This window comes from Ruthenibacterium lactatiformans (assembly GCF_000949455.1).
GTDB lineage: Bacteria > Bacillota > Clostridia > Oscillospirales > Ruminococcaceae > Ruthenibacterium > Ruthenibacterium lactatiformans.
This window is the reverse complement of record NZ_JXXK01000030.1, coordinates 28,235-45,059: the sequence shown is the minus strand read 5'-3', so window position 1 is coordinate 45,059 and position 16,825 is coordinate 28,235. Positions and strand designations below refer to the sequence as shown.

18 protein-coding genes are annotated in these 16,825 nt (G+C 60.9%); 17 read left to right on the top strand and 1 reads right to left on the bottom strand.

The window, feature by feature from the left end; genetic code table 11:
• Positions 1–114 precede the first annotated feature (114 nt).
• The 11 genes from TQ39_RS15905 (at position 115) to TQ39_RS20990 (ending at position 8,329) form a co-directional block, all read left to right on the top strand.
• Positions 115–429, top strand: a complete 315-nt coding sequence (locus TQ39_RS15905; protein ID WP_009324278.1) for a hypothetical protein — start codon at positions 115–117, stop codon at positions 427–429.
• 740 nt (positions 430–1,169) lie between these two features.
• Positions 1,170–1,673, top strand: a complete 504-nt coding sequence (locus tag TQ39_RS15900) for a hypothetical protein (protein WP_050006267.1) — start codon at positions 1,170–1,172, stop codon at positions 1,671–1,673.
• The gene (locus TQ39_RS15895; protein WP_050006266.1) at positions 1,666–3,525 is read left to right on the top strand and encodes a hypothetical protein; all 1,860 of its coding nucleotides are present in this window, start codon (positions 1,666–1,668) and stop codon (positions 3,523–3,525) included. Before TQ39_RS15900 ends, TQ39_RS15895 begins: the two co-directional genes overlap by 8 nt.
• A 15-nt stretch (positions 3,526–3,540) precedes the next feature.
• Positions 3,541–4,416, top strand: coding sequence for a hypothetical protein (locus TQ39_RS15890; protein ID WP_009324284.1), 876 nt, complete (start codon positions 3,541–3,543; stop codon positions 4,414–4,416).
• A gap of 12 nt (positions 4,417–4,428) precedes the next feature.
• Positions 4,429–5,019 carry a hypothetical protein gene (locus tag TQ39_RS15885; protein ID WP_050006265.1) on the top strand — a complete coding sequence of 197 codons (591 nt, stop codon included), beginning with the start codon at positions 4,429–4,431 and terminating at the stop codon, positions 5,017–5,019.
• Between the two features lie 12 nt (positions 5,020–5,031).
• Positions 5,032–5,415, top strand: coding sequence for a hypothetical protein (locus TQ39_RS15880; RefSeq protein WP_009324286.1), 384 nt, complete (start codon positions 5,032–5,034; stop codon positions 5,413–5,415).
• 14 nt (positions 5,416–5,429) lie between these two features.
• Entirely contained in the window at positions 5,430–6,305 is an 876-nt protein-coding gene (locus tag TQ39_RS15875) for a M23 family metallopeptidase (protein ID WP_050006264.1), read from the top strand.
• Positions 6,306–6,310: 5 nt separating this feature from the next.
• Complete coding sequence (locus TQ39_RS15870) at positions 6,311–6,574, top strand: hypothetical protein (protein WP_009324288.1); 264 nt, start codon at positions 6,311–6,313, stop codon at positions 6,572–6,574.
• Positions 6,571–6,882, top strand: a complete 312-nt coding sequence (locus TQ39_RS15865; RefSeq protein WP_009324289.1) for a hypothetical protein — start codon at positions 6,571–6,573, stop codon at positions 6,880–6,882. The genes TQ39_RS15870 and TQ39_RS15865 overlap by 4 nt, the downstream gene beginning before the upstream one ends.
• A 54-nt stretch (positions 6,883–6,936) precedes the next feature.
• Positions 6,937–7,791, top strand: coding sequence for a hypothetical protein (locus tag TQ39_RS15860; RefSeq protein ID WP_050006263.1), 855 nt, complete (start codon positions 6,937–6,939; stop codon positions 7,789–7,791).
• 331 nt (positions 7,792–8,122) lie between these two features.
• A complete protein-coding gene (locus TQ39_RS20990; RefSeq protein WP_156146364.1) occupies positions 8,123–8,329 on the top strand; it encodes a hypothetical protein in 207 nt (68 codons plus the stop codon).
• A gap of 304 nt (positions 8,330–8,633) precedes the next feature.
• On the opposite strand, the gene TQ39_RS15845 is transcribed toward TQ39_RS20990, so the two are convergent.
• Positions 8,634–8,870: a hypothetical protein gene (locus TQ39_RS15845; RefSeq protein WP_009324292.1), complete on the bottom strand. Its 237-nt coding sequence runs from the start codon at positions 8,868–8,870 to the stop codon at positions 8,634–8,636.
• 144 nt (positions 8,871–9,014) lie between these two features.
• On the opposite strand from TQ39_RS15845, the gene TQ39_RS15840 reads away from it, so the two are divergent.
• From TQ39_RS15840 to TQ39_RS15815, 6 genes are all read left to right on the top strand, one after another.
• The gene (locus TQ39_RS15840) at positions 9,015–9,380 is read left to right on the top strand and encodes a helix-turn-helix domain-containing protein (RefSeq protein ID WP_009324293.1); all 366 of its coding nucleotides are present in this window, start codon (positions 9,015–9,017) and stop codon (positions 9,378–9,380) included.
• A 606-nt stretch (positions 9,381–9,986) separates the two neighbouring features.
• The gene (locus TQ39_RS15835; protein ID WP_009324295.1) at positions 9,987–10,817 is read left to right on the top strand and encodes an alpha/beta hydrolase; all 831 of its coding nucleotides are present in this window, start codon (positions 9,987–9,989) and stop codon (positions 10,815–10,817) included.
• A gap of 30 nt (positions 10,818–10,847) precedes the next feature.
• Positions 10,848–12,110, top strand: a complete 1,263-nt coding sequence (locus TQ39_RS15830) for a replication-associated recombination protein A (protein WP_050006260.1) — start codon at positions 10,848–10,850, stop codon at positions 12,108–12,110.
• 111 nt (positions 12,111–12,221) lie between these two features.
• Complete coding sequence (locus tag TQ39_RS15825) at positions 12,222–13,139, top strand: DMT family transporter (protein ID WP_050006259.1); 918 nt, start codon at positions 12,222–12,224, stop codon at positions 13,137–13,139.
• A 429-nt stretch (positions 13,140–13,568) separates the two neighbouring features.
• Entirely contained in the window at positions 13,569–16,040 is a 2,472-nt protein-coding gene (locus TQ39_RS15820; protein ID WP_050006258.1) for a glycoside hydrolase family 3 C-terminal domain-containing protein, read from the top strand.
• Positions 16,037–16,816, top strand: a complete 780-nt coding sequence (locus TQ39_RS15815; RefSeq protein ID WP_173022243.1) for a GNAT family N-acetyltransferase — start codon at positions 16,037–16,039, stop codon at positions 16,814–16,816. The genes TQ39_RS15820 and TQ39_RS15815 overlap by 4 nt, the downstream gene beginning before the upstream one ends.
• Positions 16,817–16,825 lie beyond the last annotated feature (9 nt).

The window sequence follows — 16,825 nt, the reverse complement described above, 5'->3', positions numbered from 1 at the left end:
ACGGCGTTCGGCTCGGACGGCGGCGCGGACCAGTGGACGATGCCGCTGAGCGCACAGCAGATGGAAGATCTGGGAATTCTTTATACGAAATAAGTGGTAAGGAGGCTTACAAACATGACAAAGGAAGAAATGTTTAAAGAAATGGAAAAAATGGCCCCGGTGTTGGAACGGAACGGAGTAGATATTGTGCTGGGAAAAAGAATCCCAGGCTCTTTTACGAGAGGCTATTTTTTCAACGAGGAAGCGGGCTTGTGGGAGGTGTATTCCTGCGGGGAGCGAAATGAATATTTTGTACGGAAGCAGACCGGCTCGGAGCAGGAGGCGGTGGAAAAGTTGTACCGCATGGCAAAGTATGAGTACGAATCAGCCTTGCGGCATCTGGAACGAGAGCGGCAGAGAAAAGAGAGAATGCAGAACGGGCAGAAATGAGCCTTTCGGAGCAAAGCAAAAAAGGAAAGCGGGCGCGCTTTCCTTTTTTGGCATACGCGGCAAGGTGCGGAGAAGCAATTGGATCACAACTCCAATGAGAGACGGAAAAAAGAAATTGTTTATTGCTATGCAGAATCCCCAAAAAATATGCCGACGAGGCGGCGGGCGAACTGCTTCAGGTGTTGGGGAGAGGGAAATAGAGCCAGGAAACTGAAAAGGTGTTAAATCCGCGGCGGGGTATCCCCGCCGCGGATTTTTGTGTATCGGTGCGCCCCGGAGCCGATGCAAAAAAAGGGTGGGGGACAGATGAAAAAAACGGAAAATTCCGGAGAAACGGACATCCGGAAGCGTACAATTGTTTTAGGATGAAACGGAGCTGAGCGCCGGGGTGCGAGCGCGGGGCCGCATTTGAGCAAAGCGAAAATGGGGCAGCGAGCACGTTGCCCCCGGCGGGGGCAACGACCGGCCAGCGCGGTTTCGCGCAGGCGAAATGGAGCCGAACGGCGACAAGCGCCGGGGTTTTGCCGTTGGGGCCCCGGCGCGGCGCAGCCGTGACGGGAACGGCAAAATAGCGGCCCCGGTGGGGCCGATGACCGGCCAGCGCGGTTTCGCCGCAGGCGAAATGGAGGGCGAATGAAGCCCGACAAGCGCCGCCCTGCTCCATGCGGGACAAACGTCCGCGCGGCGGGCGGGGCGCGGCTTCCGGGGCATGCGGACGGAAACAGAAGGGAGATGCAGGAATGACATTGGGTGAAGCAAAAAGCGAAGTGCTGAAACTGCTGGATGAAACAAAGCCGAAGGCGGACCTGACGGGCAGGCTGGACCGCTTTTTTGACATGGGACAGAAAGAGGTAGCGTTGTATTACCCCATCTGGCGCGAAAAAACGTACGCGGCGGAGGATGAAAAAACGCTGCCGCAGGACTGCTGTAAACCGCGCTACGTGATCGTAGACGGCATTGCACATCCGTACACAAAATATTCGCAGCTGCCGGATGCGTTTACGCTGCGCTATGAGGCATACCCGGCGGACATTCCGGACAATGCGCCGGATGAAACGGAGTTTGATTTGCCGGATGAAGCAGTGTTGGCCGTGATTTTATTTGTCGCGGCGCAGACGCAGAGCATGGAATACGACCAGCGGTTTTTCCAGAGCTTTTACGCGCAGTATCAGGGCAAGCTTTCAAACCTTTCCGGCATGACAGATGGACCAACTGCGGTTGTAATGGGTGGCTGCAATGTTTAAGCAGACAAATATGCCGCGCGCGTCGGCTCCCACGCTGTCCCAGGTGAAAATTGATACCTTTTTAGGCGCGGACCTGACAAACAGCCCGGCCAACGCGGACGAAAACCGCTCGCCCGACTGCGAGAACATGATCCGCGATGTGCCCGGGAAGGTGCGCAAGCGCATGGGATGGCAGGTGAAGCGGACGCTGGACGGGCGAATCAACGGATATCACGCGCTGATGGGGCACGACCCGCTGGTACACGCGGGCACAAAGCTGTACAAGGGCGATTCCGTGGTGTATTCCGACGCAAACGACGCGCGCAGCCGCTCGTGGGAATTTGGCGAAAAACTGTACATCGCGGACGGAAAGGCGATGCTGTGCTACGACGGCACGGCCGTGACGCGGGTGGACGCGGACGCATACATCCCCACGCTGACCATCGCGCGCGCCCCAAACATCGGCGGGGAAGAATATGAAAACGCCAATTTGATATCTCCGAAATACCGGGAGCAGTTCCTCGGGACAGAAAATGATAAGGTGTATCAAATGTCCCTTGTGCCGCTGGACAGTACGCCCGTGGAGGTAGAGCTGTTACAGGCGGACGGAAGCTGGAAGCCGATGGCGGAAAACAGCGGCTTTACTGTAAACCGCACGGCAGGCACGGTCACGTTCACCACCGCGCCGGGCGTATCCCCGGTGGCGGGGCAGGACAATGTGAAAATCACCGCATCACACACAGTTGAGGGCTATGCGGACCGCATCAACAAATGCCGCATCGGCATCCAGTTCGGCGTGAACGGCGCGACGGACCGTTTGTTTTTGTCCGGCAGCCCGCAGCTCATCAACTACGACTGGTACAGCGGATTGAACGACCCCACCTACTGGGGAGACCAGGCCTATTCGGTGCTGGGCCAGAGCGACAGCGCCATTGTGGGATATTCCATTGTAAACGCCCGGCTGGCGGCGCACAAGGATTCCACCGATTCCGACCGGAACGTGATCGTGCGGGAGGGAACCCTTGTGGACAACAAGCCCGCGTTCCGCATTGTGAACATTTTACAAGGAGAAGGGGCAGTTGCTCCATATTCGTTTGGGTATTTGGGCACGGAACCGCTGTTTTTGACAAAGCTGGGCGTTTACGCCATCACGGCGCAGGACATTACCGGGGAAAAATACAGCCAGAGCCGCAGCTTCTTCCTGAACGGGAAGCTGCTGGAGGAAAATGGGCTGGAGGAAGCGTTCGCGCTGGTTTATAAAGATATGTACTGGCTGTGCCTGAATGGGCGTGCATACATTCTGGACGGGCTGCAGGCCACGCAGACGGACCGCTCGGCCCCCTATTCCACGCGCCAGTATGCGGGCTTTTACTGCACCAATATCCCGGCCCGCGTGTTGTGGGAGCAGGACGGCGCGCTGTGGTTCGGCACGGCGGACGGCAGGCTCTGCGCATTTGCAAACGAACCGTCCGACCCGCTGAACTACAACGACAACGGCGAGGCGATCTACGCGTGCTGGCGCACGCCGGACCTGAGCGGCCGGACCTTTTACCGCAACAAAACGTTCAGCCGGTTTTATGTGGCGCTGGCCAGCGCGCTGGCGACGGGCGTGCGGGCGTGGGGGCGCGTTGCGGGCATATGGGAAGAGTTGTTCAGCGATTTTGTGACGGCGCGGTATTTTTCCTATGCGCATCTGATCTATTCCAAGTTCACTTACTCCAACGACGACACGCCCCGCACGCTGGGGGACAAAATCCGGTTGAAAAAAGTGGACAAGGCGGGGTTCAAGGTGGAAAACGGCGTGCTGAACGAGCCGTTCGGGCTGGACAGCATCGGCATTGAATTTGTGGAGACCGGGTATTACCGGGCCTGAGAAAAGGAGGAGCTTATGGCGTTTCGAAAAATTACAGAAGGGGATATGCTGGGCAAGGGGAACGTGGGGCGGCCGGACACGCCCGGCGTTTCCACCGCCGAGATGCAGCGCATTATGGACGAGCTGCCGCGGGAGGTGCTTGCGCCCGCGTTCAACGAGCTTGCCGGCCAGCTGGAGGCCGAAACGGCGGCCGCCGACATCGGCGCCGCGGCGCCCGAGGGGGTGACGGCCGCGCCGGCGGGAAAGCTGCAGGCGGTGCTGAACGGACTGCGGGACCTTGTAAAAGCGCACACGGACCGCGCGGACAACCCCCACGGGGTGACGGCGGCGCAGGCGGGGGCCTATTCCAAGGCTGAGACGGACGCGGCCATCAGCGCGAAGGTGGTGGAGCTGGGCGCGGGCGACATGGCGAAAAGCATCTATGACCCCGGAAACGAGCAGCAGCCGCTTTTGCCGCGCAACGGGGACGGCTCCAACGTAACGGCATCTTTTACCGAGGCGGAGCAGGATGCGGATATCCAGACGGGGGAAGAGCTGACCGTGCTGTTCGGGAAGATCAAGAAGCGGTTTTCCACCTATGACGCGGACGGCGACGGCGTGGTGGACCGGGCGGCAGCGGCGGACCGGGTGGCTAAAAAGTTCATCCTCCAAAACAACGCCGGGCAGCAGATGGCTGAATTTGACGGGTCGGCCGACAGGACGGTACAGCTTACGCCCGGCCAGGTGGGGGCCGAACCCGCCTTCACGAAAAACAACGCCTTCAACAAGAACTTTGGTTCAGCGGCGGGCACCGTGTGCCAGGGCAACGACGGCAGGCTTTCCAATGCACGGCGGGCCAGCAATATATCAATGAGCCTGTCCGGCACCACGCTGACAATCAACTATTCGTGAGGCGGTGAGGGCATGGCTTTGGTTTTCAACAATGTCACAGTGCCGCAGAGCGGGAATGTGATCTATAACGGCACGTCGTTATCTGTAGTGAAACACGGAAACACGCAGGTATGGAAGCGCGCGCCGGAGTACCTGTACAACAATGGAGATCAGTGTTCCGGATTTACCGGGGGCTGGGATGCCCGCGCCGCTTATTTTCTGAATACCGATACTTATTACCGCAACCAGACGGGCACGAAGCCTGTTTTCAACACCGGAAATATTTCATTGACGTGTACCGGAAGCTATCTGGGCGGCGGCAGCGTCATCACAAACTGGCCTGTCGATCTGTCGGCGGTTTCATCACTGACGGCGAGTATCAATAAATTCGACCCTACCGAAACCTATTCAGCTTTCAACATCTATCTGCTCAGCGCGTGGCCTACGATCAACGCGGACAACTCATACGTTGCTGCAGTCCGTGTGCTGGGCAACCAGCAAGCGACCAGCGTGACGTTGAACACTTCCGGCTATAACGGCAGCTATTATGTTCTGATGGGTTTTTCAAACAACAATTCCCGTAGTTTTACAGGCTATATTTACAGCCTGAAATGCAATTTTTAGGAGGTACACAGAATGCTGAAAGTCACACTGAAAAACGGAAATGAATATGAACTGTTGGAAGATACAACAGTATACCCCAGCGGCAGCCCGAACGCCCGCAGCCGTATGGAAATCCACATGGGCGAGGATGCCATGACAACGGCCGAGTTCGAGGCCGCTTTTATGGATGAGGCCGCGACGGCGAAAATCCGATTGACAAAAACGACGGACGAGGACAACACGAAAATCGTGTTTGATACGGTGTACCAGCACTATTGCCTTGTGGCGAGCATCGGCAAAAAGCGCGTGAGCAAAACAGACATTGCCACCGGGCAGGTCGTTGAAGAAATGCACCTTGTGGCCGAGCTGGAGCAGCGCACCTACATCGAACAGCAGCTTGCCGCGCTGGGGCTGTAAAGGAGGCATGGCGTATGGCAATTTTTAAGGGCCGTGTGCGGGTGCGGTACGGGTACAGCCGGTGGGGCTATACCCGGAACAACGGCAAGGGCTGGCATGGCGGCAGCGACGAGGAGGGGCTGGACAGCACCACCATCCGAATGCCCGATTACAAGGGCAAAAGCATTTCCGGGCGGGTCGTTACGGCCCGCAAGGTGGACAGGTCCACGGGCAGCAAAACGTGGGAATGGGGCTGGTACGTGTGTGTGGAGCTGGACGCGGGCCAGACGCCGGACGCGGTGAACTGCCTGTATTTCTGCCACAACGCGCGGAATCTGGTATCCGTGGGCCAGCGGGTGAAAAGCGGCGACGCGCTGGCGGTGATGGGCAGCACGGGCAACGCGTCGCTGGCAAGCCCGCCCTTTGCGCACTGCCATTTCGAGGTGCGGGCCACAGCCGCCGGGGCGGGGCTTGACCCAACGGCATACACCGGGCACCCCAACGCCGTGGGTACATACGGTGAAGCAATCGACGAAACGGAGGACAGCGACATGAAGTTTCTGGAAGTGACGAGCGGCAAATGTGAGGTGTTCACCGCGCCCGATGTGAATGCGGTGGACAAGCACTATAACGGCGGAAAGCTGACCGAGGGCGTGTGCTACCCGGTGCAGGCCGAGGTGGGCAGCTCCGGCGGATACAGCTGGGTTCGCATCTTCGTGGCGGGAGTGCAGCGTTACGCCGCCGTGCTGGCCGACCGCTGCCAGCTTGTGACGCTCTCCCCGGGCGACGCGTTCGCGGCCTGCGTGGCGCAGGGCGGTGATGCGGCCGGGCAGCGCGCGCAAAGGGACGGGCGGCAGGCGGGCGCGTACGCGCAGCGCACGGAGGCATCCGGCACCGCGCCGGGGGTGTAGGAGCGATGGAGAGCATCATCGTCGCGCTCATCACGGGCGTGCTGTCCCTGGTTGGCGTGGTAATTACCAATACGGCGGCCGCCCGGCGAACAGAGAACAAGATCACCACAGCGCAGGCCGTGACGGACACAAAGCTGGACGAGCTGACGCGGGAGGTGCGGGAGCACAACGGCTTTGCCCGGCGCATGCCCGTTGTGGAGGAACAGATCAAGGTGGCGAACCACCGCATCAGCGATCTGGAAAAATGGATGGAGGGAAAACGGCAATGAACAGGACCGTACTTGTACTTATGATGGCCGTAACGGTGGAGGCGCTGGTGGAATACGCCAAGACCTTCGGCAAAGCGATTCTTGAAAAGCAGTGGAAAACCGCCGCCACGCAGGCGGGAGCCGTGGCGCTGGGCGTATCGCTGTGCTTCAGCGCCGGGGCGGATTTTTACGCTGCGCTGGGCGTGAGCTTCAACGCGGCGTGGCTGGGCGTTGCGCTTACCGGCGTCTTTGCCAGCCGCGGCGCGAATTATGTGAGCGACCTTGTGAAGAAGCTGCAGGCGCTGGGCGCGGCGCAGGCGGAGCGATGAAACGAAAAAGCCCGCCCGGAGAAAGCCCGGGCGGGCGTGGAAGGAGAAGAGAAAATGGCATATGTAAAGGGCGATGGAGTCAGTAATTCGTCGGGAAATTATAAATATTTTACAACGAATGATTGGAAGACAAAAATTCAGGGGTTGGAGGATAGTTATAATAAGCTGCTGGCCTCTGTAAAAAGTAATTCACAGACGAATGTTCCTTCTGGTGCGAATAATACAAGAAGCGGAAATGACTCTACGGCAAATCATTACGCCGCCCTGCTGGCCCAGGTGCAGGCACAGCAGGACGCAGCCGCCCGCCGGGCCGAAGAGCTGGCCCGGCAAAAACAGCAGGCGGCGCAGGCCGCCTATGACAAAAACATGGGATATCTGAACGAGGCATATGCAAACCGCAGCAATTTGCTTCAGCAGAACTACAACGATGCGCTGGCACAGCTGCAGGCCAGCTATGACAGCGGAGCGCGCGGGGTGAACCGGAACGCCGACAGCGCCCAGCAGCAGGCGTATATCAACTATATGATGAGCAAGCGTGACCTTCCCCAGGCGCTGGCGGCGCAGGGGCTGACGGGGGGCATGTCGGAAAGTGCGCTGGCGGGCATGTACAATTCCTACGGGAACAACCGAAACACGATTGACCGCGGGCGCAACGAAAGCCTTGCAGCGCTGCTTGACACCTTGAACAGCAATCGATCTTCGGCGCTGCAGAGCTACAACAGCCAGCTTTCGGCGGCCGAGCAGCAAAAAATGGCATACCAGATGCAATTGGAGCAGGCCCTTGCCAACGGCAGCGCCGAAATCCTGCAAAACAAGTATGATACGCTGCAGAATCTGGACAATGCCTATGCACAGCAGATTCTTGCCTTGCAGCAGGCGGCGGCCCAGGCGGCGCAGAAACGCTGGTAGCCGATGCAAACGGCGGCCAGGAAGGCGTGTCCGGAAAGCCGCCGGCGGAAAAAATGAGCCTTCCTTGCCGCCGGTTTCCCGGAGATCCCGCCGGGATTTGCGGCGGCCTGCCCTGAAACAAAAGCGGAGCCCGCCGCTGCACGACCCGCAAACCGGCCGGAGCAGACCCGGGCACAGTGCGGCGTGCCTGTGCCCGCACCGCGGGAAGCCGCTGCTATGGCTCGACGGCTGTTGTAAACCGTATTGGGAATGGACGTCTTTCCCGCGCGGCAACACGGTCTTGCTTCCGGGCTCCCCTGCAAAGCTGCCCCATACCTTTTTCGAGGATCCGATGGCGTGCGCGCCGTATTCCGTCAACTTGATGGGTGCGCGCACGCGCTGGCATGCCTCCGCGATGGACGCCGTCCCGCATCCGCTGCCGTCCGTGATGTTCCCGACTGTACCCGGGCTTTCAGGCGTGATGCCTGCAAAAGAAATTCCGCTGTCCGATATCGTGGTCTGGTACACCTGCCCGGCCGTCTTTCCAATGGGGCCGTGAAAATTCGGCGGACGGGGAGAAGCAGCGGCTTTTACGTCGCGTGCCGGGGCAAAAAAATGCCGCCGGACGGTACGCGGAAAAGCGAAGGCCCTGCGGAACGGGAATTTCTCTGCCGGCGGTTGGGGCGGCCGGTACTGGGCGGCTGCCCGCGGGCGGAGGCAAAGCAGCGGGCCTTTCCAAAGCGGGAAATGCCGGCGCCGGTGCGCGGACGGTTCCTCCGCATTTTTTACACAGAAGCAGAAGTGTGCGCCCATACCTGATGCAAAGCGCCCCGGACATTTGTCCGGGGCGGCGGTGTTTTTATTTAAAGGTCGTCGGGCAGGCAGCGGTGCTTCAAAAGATAAAGTTTGGCCGCGTCCACGGTGCTGAAATCCAGCGGGACGCCGAAAACGTACGTTAAAAATTCGCTCCAGGCCTGCGCGTCGTCCGCTGCCACCTTACAGTGCCGTACAGAGGCGGCGGGCCAGGAGATATAGCTTCTGTATCGAAGATCGGATTCAAAACAGTCTAATTCTTTTGCGAAATACTGATACAAATCCACTTGCTGCCCGTCTCCTTTCGATTTCCCTGTTTTTCAGTATAACAAAGCATTTTCAAATAATCAATCTAAAAACGCGAAAAACCCGTTTTAAAATGGTTATTTGACAAAGCTATTAACGATACTCTTATTACGGGAGGCGGTCTTGTGGAATACGATCTGCAATTGATCGGCGCGCGGCTGCAGGCAGCGCGCAAAGCAAAAGGATATACGCAGGATTATGTGTCTGCCCGTGCGGATATCACTGAAAAATTTCTCAGCCAGATCGAGCGGGGGAAGGCGGGACTTTCCGTTCAAACGCTGATCGCGCTGTGCGATATTTTAGAAATCACGCCGAATTATGTGCTGCTGCCGGACGCTGCGCGCGTGCTGGAGGAGCCGATTGGCCCTTTGCTGAAGGGCATGAGCCAGCGGCAGCTTCAGGACGTGGAGGAGATGGTGCGCATTTTTGTGCGCAACTGCCGCCACGAGGAAAAGGGCAGGCCCAGGGGCGGGCGCAGAAACATGCGGTGAACGCCCGCCGGGCCGTAACGAGGCCCGTGCGGGCAGCGCGCTGGCCGCCCTGGCTTTGAGGGCTTTTGCGCAAAATCGGGCGCGGCGTTTCGCCGCGCGAAACGACCCGGTGCGGTTTGTCCGCTTCGCGGCCATGGCTTCGCCACCCCGCACCGCTCTTTTGCCGTCCCGTCACGGCTGCGCCGCGCCGGGTCCCCAACGGCAAAACCCCGGCGCTTGCTCCCCACCGGCTCCATTTCGCCCGCGGCGAAACCGCGCTGGCCGGTCATCGGCCCCACCTTTTGGGTTTGCCGCGCAAAATCGGGCGCGGCGTTTCGCCGCGCGAAACGACCCGGTGCGGTTTGTCCGCTTCGCGGCCATGGCTTCGCCACCCCGCACCGCTCTTTTGCCGTCCCGTCACGGCTGCGCCGCGCCGGGTCCCCAACGGCAAAACCCCGGCGCTTGTCGCCATTCGGCTCCATTTCGCCTGCGGCGAAACCGCGCGGCAGGTTACCGGCCCCACCGGGGCCGTTATTTCCGCACTTTTGCCCGGCACGATTGTAAATCGGCCGGGTTTTCTTTATAATAAGAGGCAGGATTCCTATCATACATAAAGGGGCGCTTTTTATGGCGTATATTGACTGTAAGCTGAAATCGCAGATCCTCGGGACCACCGTGGGCGTGAAGCTGTATTTTCCCACAGACCTGCCCGCCGATGTGGGCTATACCGTGAAAGGTGTGCTGACGCTGCTGCACGGCTATACCAACAGCGGAGACGACTGGATGCAGATGACGGCCGCGCCGCGCTACGCGGCGGACAACGGTTTGGTGCTGGTAATGCCGGACTGCGGCAACTCGTTTTACCAGAACATGATGCACGGCGGCGCCTATAAGACCTTTGTCACGGAAGAGCTGCCCATGCTGCTGGGCCGTATGTTCAAGCTGCCGGCGCGCAGGGAACAGAATTTTATCGCGGGGCTTTCCATGGGAGGCTACGGCGCGCTGTTTCTGGGCCTTTCCCGGCCGGACCTGTACGCGGGCTGCGCCAGCTTTTCCGGTGCGGTGGACCTTTCGATGATGCTGGCGGACCCCGCGGCGCCCGGCGTGCGGGAGGTGTTCGGCCCGGTGTTCGGCGATGGGCTGCTGCTGCCAAAAAGCAGCGACCTGCGGGTGCTGGCCCAGCGGGTGGCCGCGCTGCCGGCCGCGCAGCAGCCAAAGGTGCTGCTGACGAACGGCCTGCAGGACGTGGAGCCGTATTTCATTCTGCAGCAGAACGACGCCATGCATAAATTCCTGAAGCCTCTGGGGCTTGCCGGCTACCGCCGCCTGCAATGGAACGGCGTGCACGAATGGAATTTCTGGGACCGCAGCCTTGTGTACGCCATCGATTATTTCCTGAACAACGGCTACGCCGCAAAAAAACTGAACGACTGGCGCAGCGCCGCGGTGGTATCCTGACGCGCGCGCCCGTTTCAAAAAGGAGAAGCTATGCAATCACCACTTGCCGACCGTCTGCGCCCGCGCACCCTTGCCGAGGTGTGCGGCCAGCAGCATCTGCTCGGCCCGGGGCGCGTGTTCCGCAAGGCCATCGAAAGCGGCCGCGTGCCCAATATGATCTTCTACGGCCCGTCCGGCGTGGGCAAAACCACCGTGGCGCGCATCATTGCCGAAAACAGCGGCATGCGCCTGCATAAGCTGAACGGCACCAGCGCGGGCACGGGGGACATCAAGGCCGTCATGGCCGAGATCGGCACGTTTCAAAGCCGGAACGGCCTGCTTTTGTATCTGGACGAGATACAATATCTGAACAAAAAGCAGCAGCAGAGCCTGCTGGAATGCATGGAGGACGGAACGGTCACGCTGATCGCCTCCACCACCGAGAACCCGTATTTTTATATTTACAACGCGCTGCTCTCCCGCGCAACGGTGTTTGAGTTCAAGCCCCTGACGCCGGAGGACGTGCGCCGCGGGCTGGAGAACGCTCTGCATAAGCTGGAGGAGCTGGACGGCGTGCGCATTGAAGCGCAGCCGGAGGCGCTGGACGCGCTGGCGGCGGCCTGCGGCGGCGACATGCGCAAGGCGCTGGGCAGCCTGGAGTTTGCCGTGGCGGGCGCCGCCGAGACGGACGGCGCAAAGCGGCTGACAACAGAGGCCGTGCGCCAGGTGACGCAGCGCTCCAGCCAACGCTACGACAAAAGCGACGACATGCACTACGACTGCATCTCGGCGCTGCAGAAAAGCATTCGAGGCTCGGACCCGGACGCCGCCGTGCATTATCTGGCGCGCATTCTGGAAGCCGGGGATCTGCTGTCGGCCTGCCGGAGGCTGCTGGTCATCGCGGCGGAGGACGTGGGCCTTGCGTACCCGCAGGCCATTCCCATCGTGAAGGCCTGCGTGGACAGCGCCCTGCAGCTGGGCCTGCCGGAAGCGCGCCTGCCGCTGGCGGACGCGGCCGTGCTGATGGCAACCGCGCCCAAAAGCAATTCGGCGCACAACGCCATTCTGGCCGCGGAACAGGACCTGCGCCGGGGCAAAACCGGCCCGGTGCCCCGCCAGCTGCAGAACAAGCATTTCGACGGCGAGGACGCGGCGCAAAAGGGGCAGAATTATCTGTACCCGCACGATTATCCGGGCCATTGGGTGAAGCAGCAGTACCTGCCGGACGCGCTGGCGGGCGTGCGCTACTACGAATACGGACAAAACAAAAACGAGCAGGCCGCGAAGGCTTACTGGGACAAAATCAAGAAGTAAGGGCCCGGCAGGCCGGGGCGGAGGCCGGAAGAGCACCGCCTGCGCCTGCGGCGCGGGCGGCGGGAGGCCGCCGGGAACAGGTGCGTAAAATACGATTTTTGGAGAAATACAATGAGTAAAAGAAAAATACTGAGTAACCCGTGGGTGGTGGCCGTGCTGGCGCTTTTTTGTGCGGCGCTGTGGGGCAGCGCGACGCCTTTTATAAAAATAGGCTATGAACTGATCCTGCCGGAAAAAAACGTGCCGTCCACAATTTTATTTGCCGGGGTGCGGTTTTTCTTTGCGGGCGTTATCACTGTTTTGATCTACAGCATCGCCAGCGGAAAGCTGCTGTACCCCCAAAAAGCCAATATCGGTAAAATTGCACAGGTAAGTGTTTTTCAAACGGTTTTGCAGTACATCTTTTTTTACGTGGGGCTTGCCAATACCTCGGGTGTAAAAGGCACGATTTTAAGCGGGACCTCCGCGTTTTTTTCGCTGCTGATCGCAAGCCTTATTTTCAAACAGGAAAAATTGACGCCCGGGAAAATCATAGGCTGTATTTCAGGCTTTGCGGGAATCATCTTTGTGAATTTAAACGGTTTGGATTTTACCATGAATTTTACGGGAGACTGCTTTGTGCTTTTTTCGGCTGTTGCACTGGGCTTTTCCTCCGTATTGATGAAAAAATATTCCAAAGATGAAAATCCTGTTGTGATAAGCGGATACCAGTTTATTATGGGCGGCATTGCAATGGTGCTGATCGGCATTGTGTTTGGGGGTAAGATCGTTGTAAGCGGGGGAAAGGCGCTGGGCGTTTTAACCTATTTATCGTTCCTCTCCGCAGCGGCATATGCCATTTGGGGCGTGCTCCTGAAAAACAACCCGGTTTCCAGGGTCACTGTTTACAGTTTTATGACCCCCGTTATGGGCGTTCTGCTTTCCAATTTGCTGCTTACGGAGCAAAACGGCGTTTCCGCCGTGAATTTGGTCGTTACGCTTGTGCTTGTGTGTGCGGGAATTCTTATTTTGAATTACAAAAAGGCGTGACGGAACCGGAGGGGCTGATTTTGCCGGCCTGCGCCGCAGGCGGCTGTTGGGGCGGGGGCAAAAAAAGGGCGCGCCGCACGGAAAATCCTCGGGGCGGAAAGTTTTTCGCCGCGTCTCTCGTTTTATGACTGAGCGCCGGGCGACCGGCACCGCAGCGGCCGCGGCACAAAGGCGTGTTTTCTTACGTCAGCACGCCGGAGGGCCCGGCGTATGGCCTAAGGCAAGGCCGCACAATTCACGGCTGACGCCTGAAGCGTCGCCTCGCTTGCAGATTTTCCGGCAACTGTCACAAAAATGCTCGCGAATACACAAAGTATTCGCCGCGCTTTTTGTTTGACCTGCCAAAAAACCGGTCGGCGCGCTTCGGCTCTTAGAATTGTGCGGTATTGCCCTGAATTTTAGGGCGCATGCCGCGCCGGAGGAAAATCCATGACAAATGATCGGATCGGGAACATCATCGCTTCGCTGACGCTGGAGGAAAAAGCATCCCTGGCCAGCGGAAAGAGCTTTTGGGAGACGCAGGACATCCCGGCCAAAGGCGTGCCTTCCATATGGCTGGCGGACGGCCCGCACGGCCTGCGCAAGGAGGACCGTCTGCACATCCGTGAGAACGGCGGCCACAGCGTGAAAGCAACGTGCTTTCCCACTGCGTCGGCGCTGGCCTGCGCGTGGAGCCCCGCGCTGGCGCGCAGGGTGGGCGCGGCCATCGGCCGGGAGTGCAGGGCCCACGGCGTGGCCGTTGTTTTGGGGCCGGGCGTCAACATCAAGCGCAGCCCGCTGTGCGGGCGCAACTTTGAATACTATTCCGAGGACCCGCTGCTGGCGGGCAAGCTGGCCGCCGGGTTCATCCGCGGGGCCGAGGGCGAGGGCGTGGGCACCAGCCTCAAGCATTTTGCCGTGAACAATCAGGAGACGCTGCGCATGAGCGTCTCCGCCGAGGTGGACGAGCGGGCGCTGCACGAGCTTTATCTCCGGCCGTTTGAAATAGCGGTGAAGGAGGGCGCGCCCTCCACCGTGATGTGCAGCTACAACCGCATCAACGGCGTTTATGCCAGTGAGAACCGCATGCTGCTCACCCGCATCCTGCGGGAGCAGTGGGGCTTTGACGGCCTTGTGATGAGCGACTGGGGCGCGGTATACCGCCGCCCGGCGGGCGTGGCCGCGGGGCTGGACCTGGAAATGCCCTCCTCCGGCGGCGTGACGGACCGGGAGATCGTGCGGGCCGTGCGCGCGGGCAGGCTGGACGAGGCGGCGCTGGACGCGCTGTGCGCCCGGGTGCTGCGCCTGGCGCTGGCCCATGCGCCGCAGCGCAAAAAGGCGTATCCCGCGCCCGTGCACAATGTGGCGGCGGTGCGCCGCATGCTGGACAGGCACCACGCGCTGGCCGTGCGCGCCGCGCGGGAGAGCGCCGTGCTGCTGAAGAATGAAGGCCGCGTGCTGCCGCTGGCGCCGGACGCGAAGGTGGCGGTCGTCGGCGCGCTGGCGGGCAGGCGCTGCCGGTATCAGGGCGCGGGCTCCAGCCTCATCAACGCCCACGGCAGGCCGGATTTCCTGCACGCGCTGGTGCGCGGCGGCTGCAGAGACGCCGCGTATGCGCCCGGCTATGACCCGGACAGCGAATGCGTGGACGCAAAGCTGGAGGAAAAGGCGCTGAACGCCGCCCGGGGCGCGGACACAGTGCTGCTGTTCCTGGGCCTGACGGACCTGTTCGAGACCGAAGGCTACGACCGCGCCCACATGCGCCTGCCGTTCAACCAGCTGCACCTGCTGGACCGCCTGGCCGGGGCGGGAAAAGACGTGGTGGTGGTGCTGGCGGGCGGCAGCCCCGTGGAAACGCCGTGGCTGCCCAGGGCGAAGGCCGTGCTGTACACGGCGCTGGGCGGCGAGGGCGTGGGCGAAGCCGTGTTCCAGCTTTTGTACGGCAGGGCATGCCCGGCGGGCAGGCTGGCGGAGACGTGGCCCAAAAGGCTGGAGGACACGCCCGCCGCGCGCCACTGGCCCATGGGGCCGGACGCCGTTACCTACAACGAAAGCATTTATGTGGGCTACCGCTATTACGACAAAGCGCATGTGGACGTGCGCTTTCCCTTCGGCTACGGGCTGAGTTATACGTCCTTTGCGTATTCGGGCCTTACGCTTTCCCGCAAGGTGCTGGCGCCGGGCAAGGCCATCGAGGTGCTTTTCACGGTGGAAAATACGGGCGCGATGGCGGGCGTGGAGACCGCGCAGGTGTACGTGGCCCACCGGAATTCCGCCGCGCACCAGCCCGTGCGCACGCTGGCGGGCTTTGCCCGTGTGGCGCTGAAGCCGGGCGAGCGCAAAACGGTCTGTGTGACGCTGCCGCCCAGCGCGCTGGAGTTTTATGATGTGGCGCGCCATGCGTTCGTGGTGGAGGCGGGCCGTTATGAGGTGTCCGTGGGGCGGCACAGCCGCTGTTTGCTGCTGCACGCCGCTTTTACGGCGCGGGGCGAAACGGTGGCGCTGCCGCCCGCCCACAGCGCCGGGGGGCCGTACGGCTCGTTTGCGGACAACACGTTCCCGGACGCGGCGTTTGCCGCCATCCACACGCGGCCGCTGCCACGCAACCAAAAGCCCGTCCGCGGCGAATACACCCAGACGACGGTGCTGGGCGACATGCTGGACAGCCGCACGGGGCGCGCGCTGCACGCGCTGGCTTTGTGCGCGGCGCGGCTGGGCATGCATTTTTCCAACAACCCGGCGGTGAACCGCCGGGTGTGCGAGATGACGGTGCGCGATTTGCCGTTTAAAAACCTGGTGCTCAACACCAGCGGCATCATCCGCTACCCCGCGGCCGAAGCATTGCTTGCGCTGGCCAACGGCAGGCTGTTTTCGCGCGGCGGGACGGTGCGGGCGGAGCGCGGCCGGAGCCGGAAGGGATGACGTATATGACAAAAGAGGAAATATGGGCCGCCGCGCTGCGGCAGTCCGCCGTTGATCTGAATTGCAGCCCGGAGGACTTCGGCCGGGAGCACAGCGTGGTGGTGCGTTCCGCGCCCCATGCCGGGGCGCGGAAATATCTGTCGCTGCCCTTTTTCTGCGACCTTGTCTCCTACGGCGGCAACGTGGTGGCTTCCGTCGCGCCCGAGGCCGAGGCAGCCGTGCGGGCCTACGTGGAGCGGTATGCGCCCGAGCATTGCTTTGAAACGCCGAACATGAACGTGCTGGCGGACGCGCTGCGTCCCTTCGGCATGCGGATATGCTTCATGGCGGAATATTTTCTTCCGGATGTTTCCCGCATGCGGCAGTGGGATTGCGGGTATGCGCTGAAGGTGCTGGGGCCTGCGGACTTCGCGGGCCTGTACCGGACGGAATGGAGCAACGCTCTGTGCGAAAAACGGAGGGAATTGGACGTGCTGGCCGTGGGCGCGTACGACGGCGCAAGGCTGGTGGGCCTGGCCGGCTGTTCGGCGGATTGTGAAAGCATGTGGCAGATCGGCGTGGACGTGCTGCCCGGATACCGCCGCCGGGGCGTTGCCGCCGCGCTGACGTCCCGCCTTGCGGCCGAAACGCTTGCCCGGGGAAAGGTGCCGTTTTACTGCGCCGCGTGGTCAAACATCAAATCGGTGCGCAACGCCGTGAAATGCGGCTTTGTGCCTGCCTGGGCCGAGCTGACGGCAAAGCCCGAGGCGTTTGTGCGGGAGCTGAACGGGCAGTGACGCGCCGCG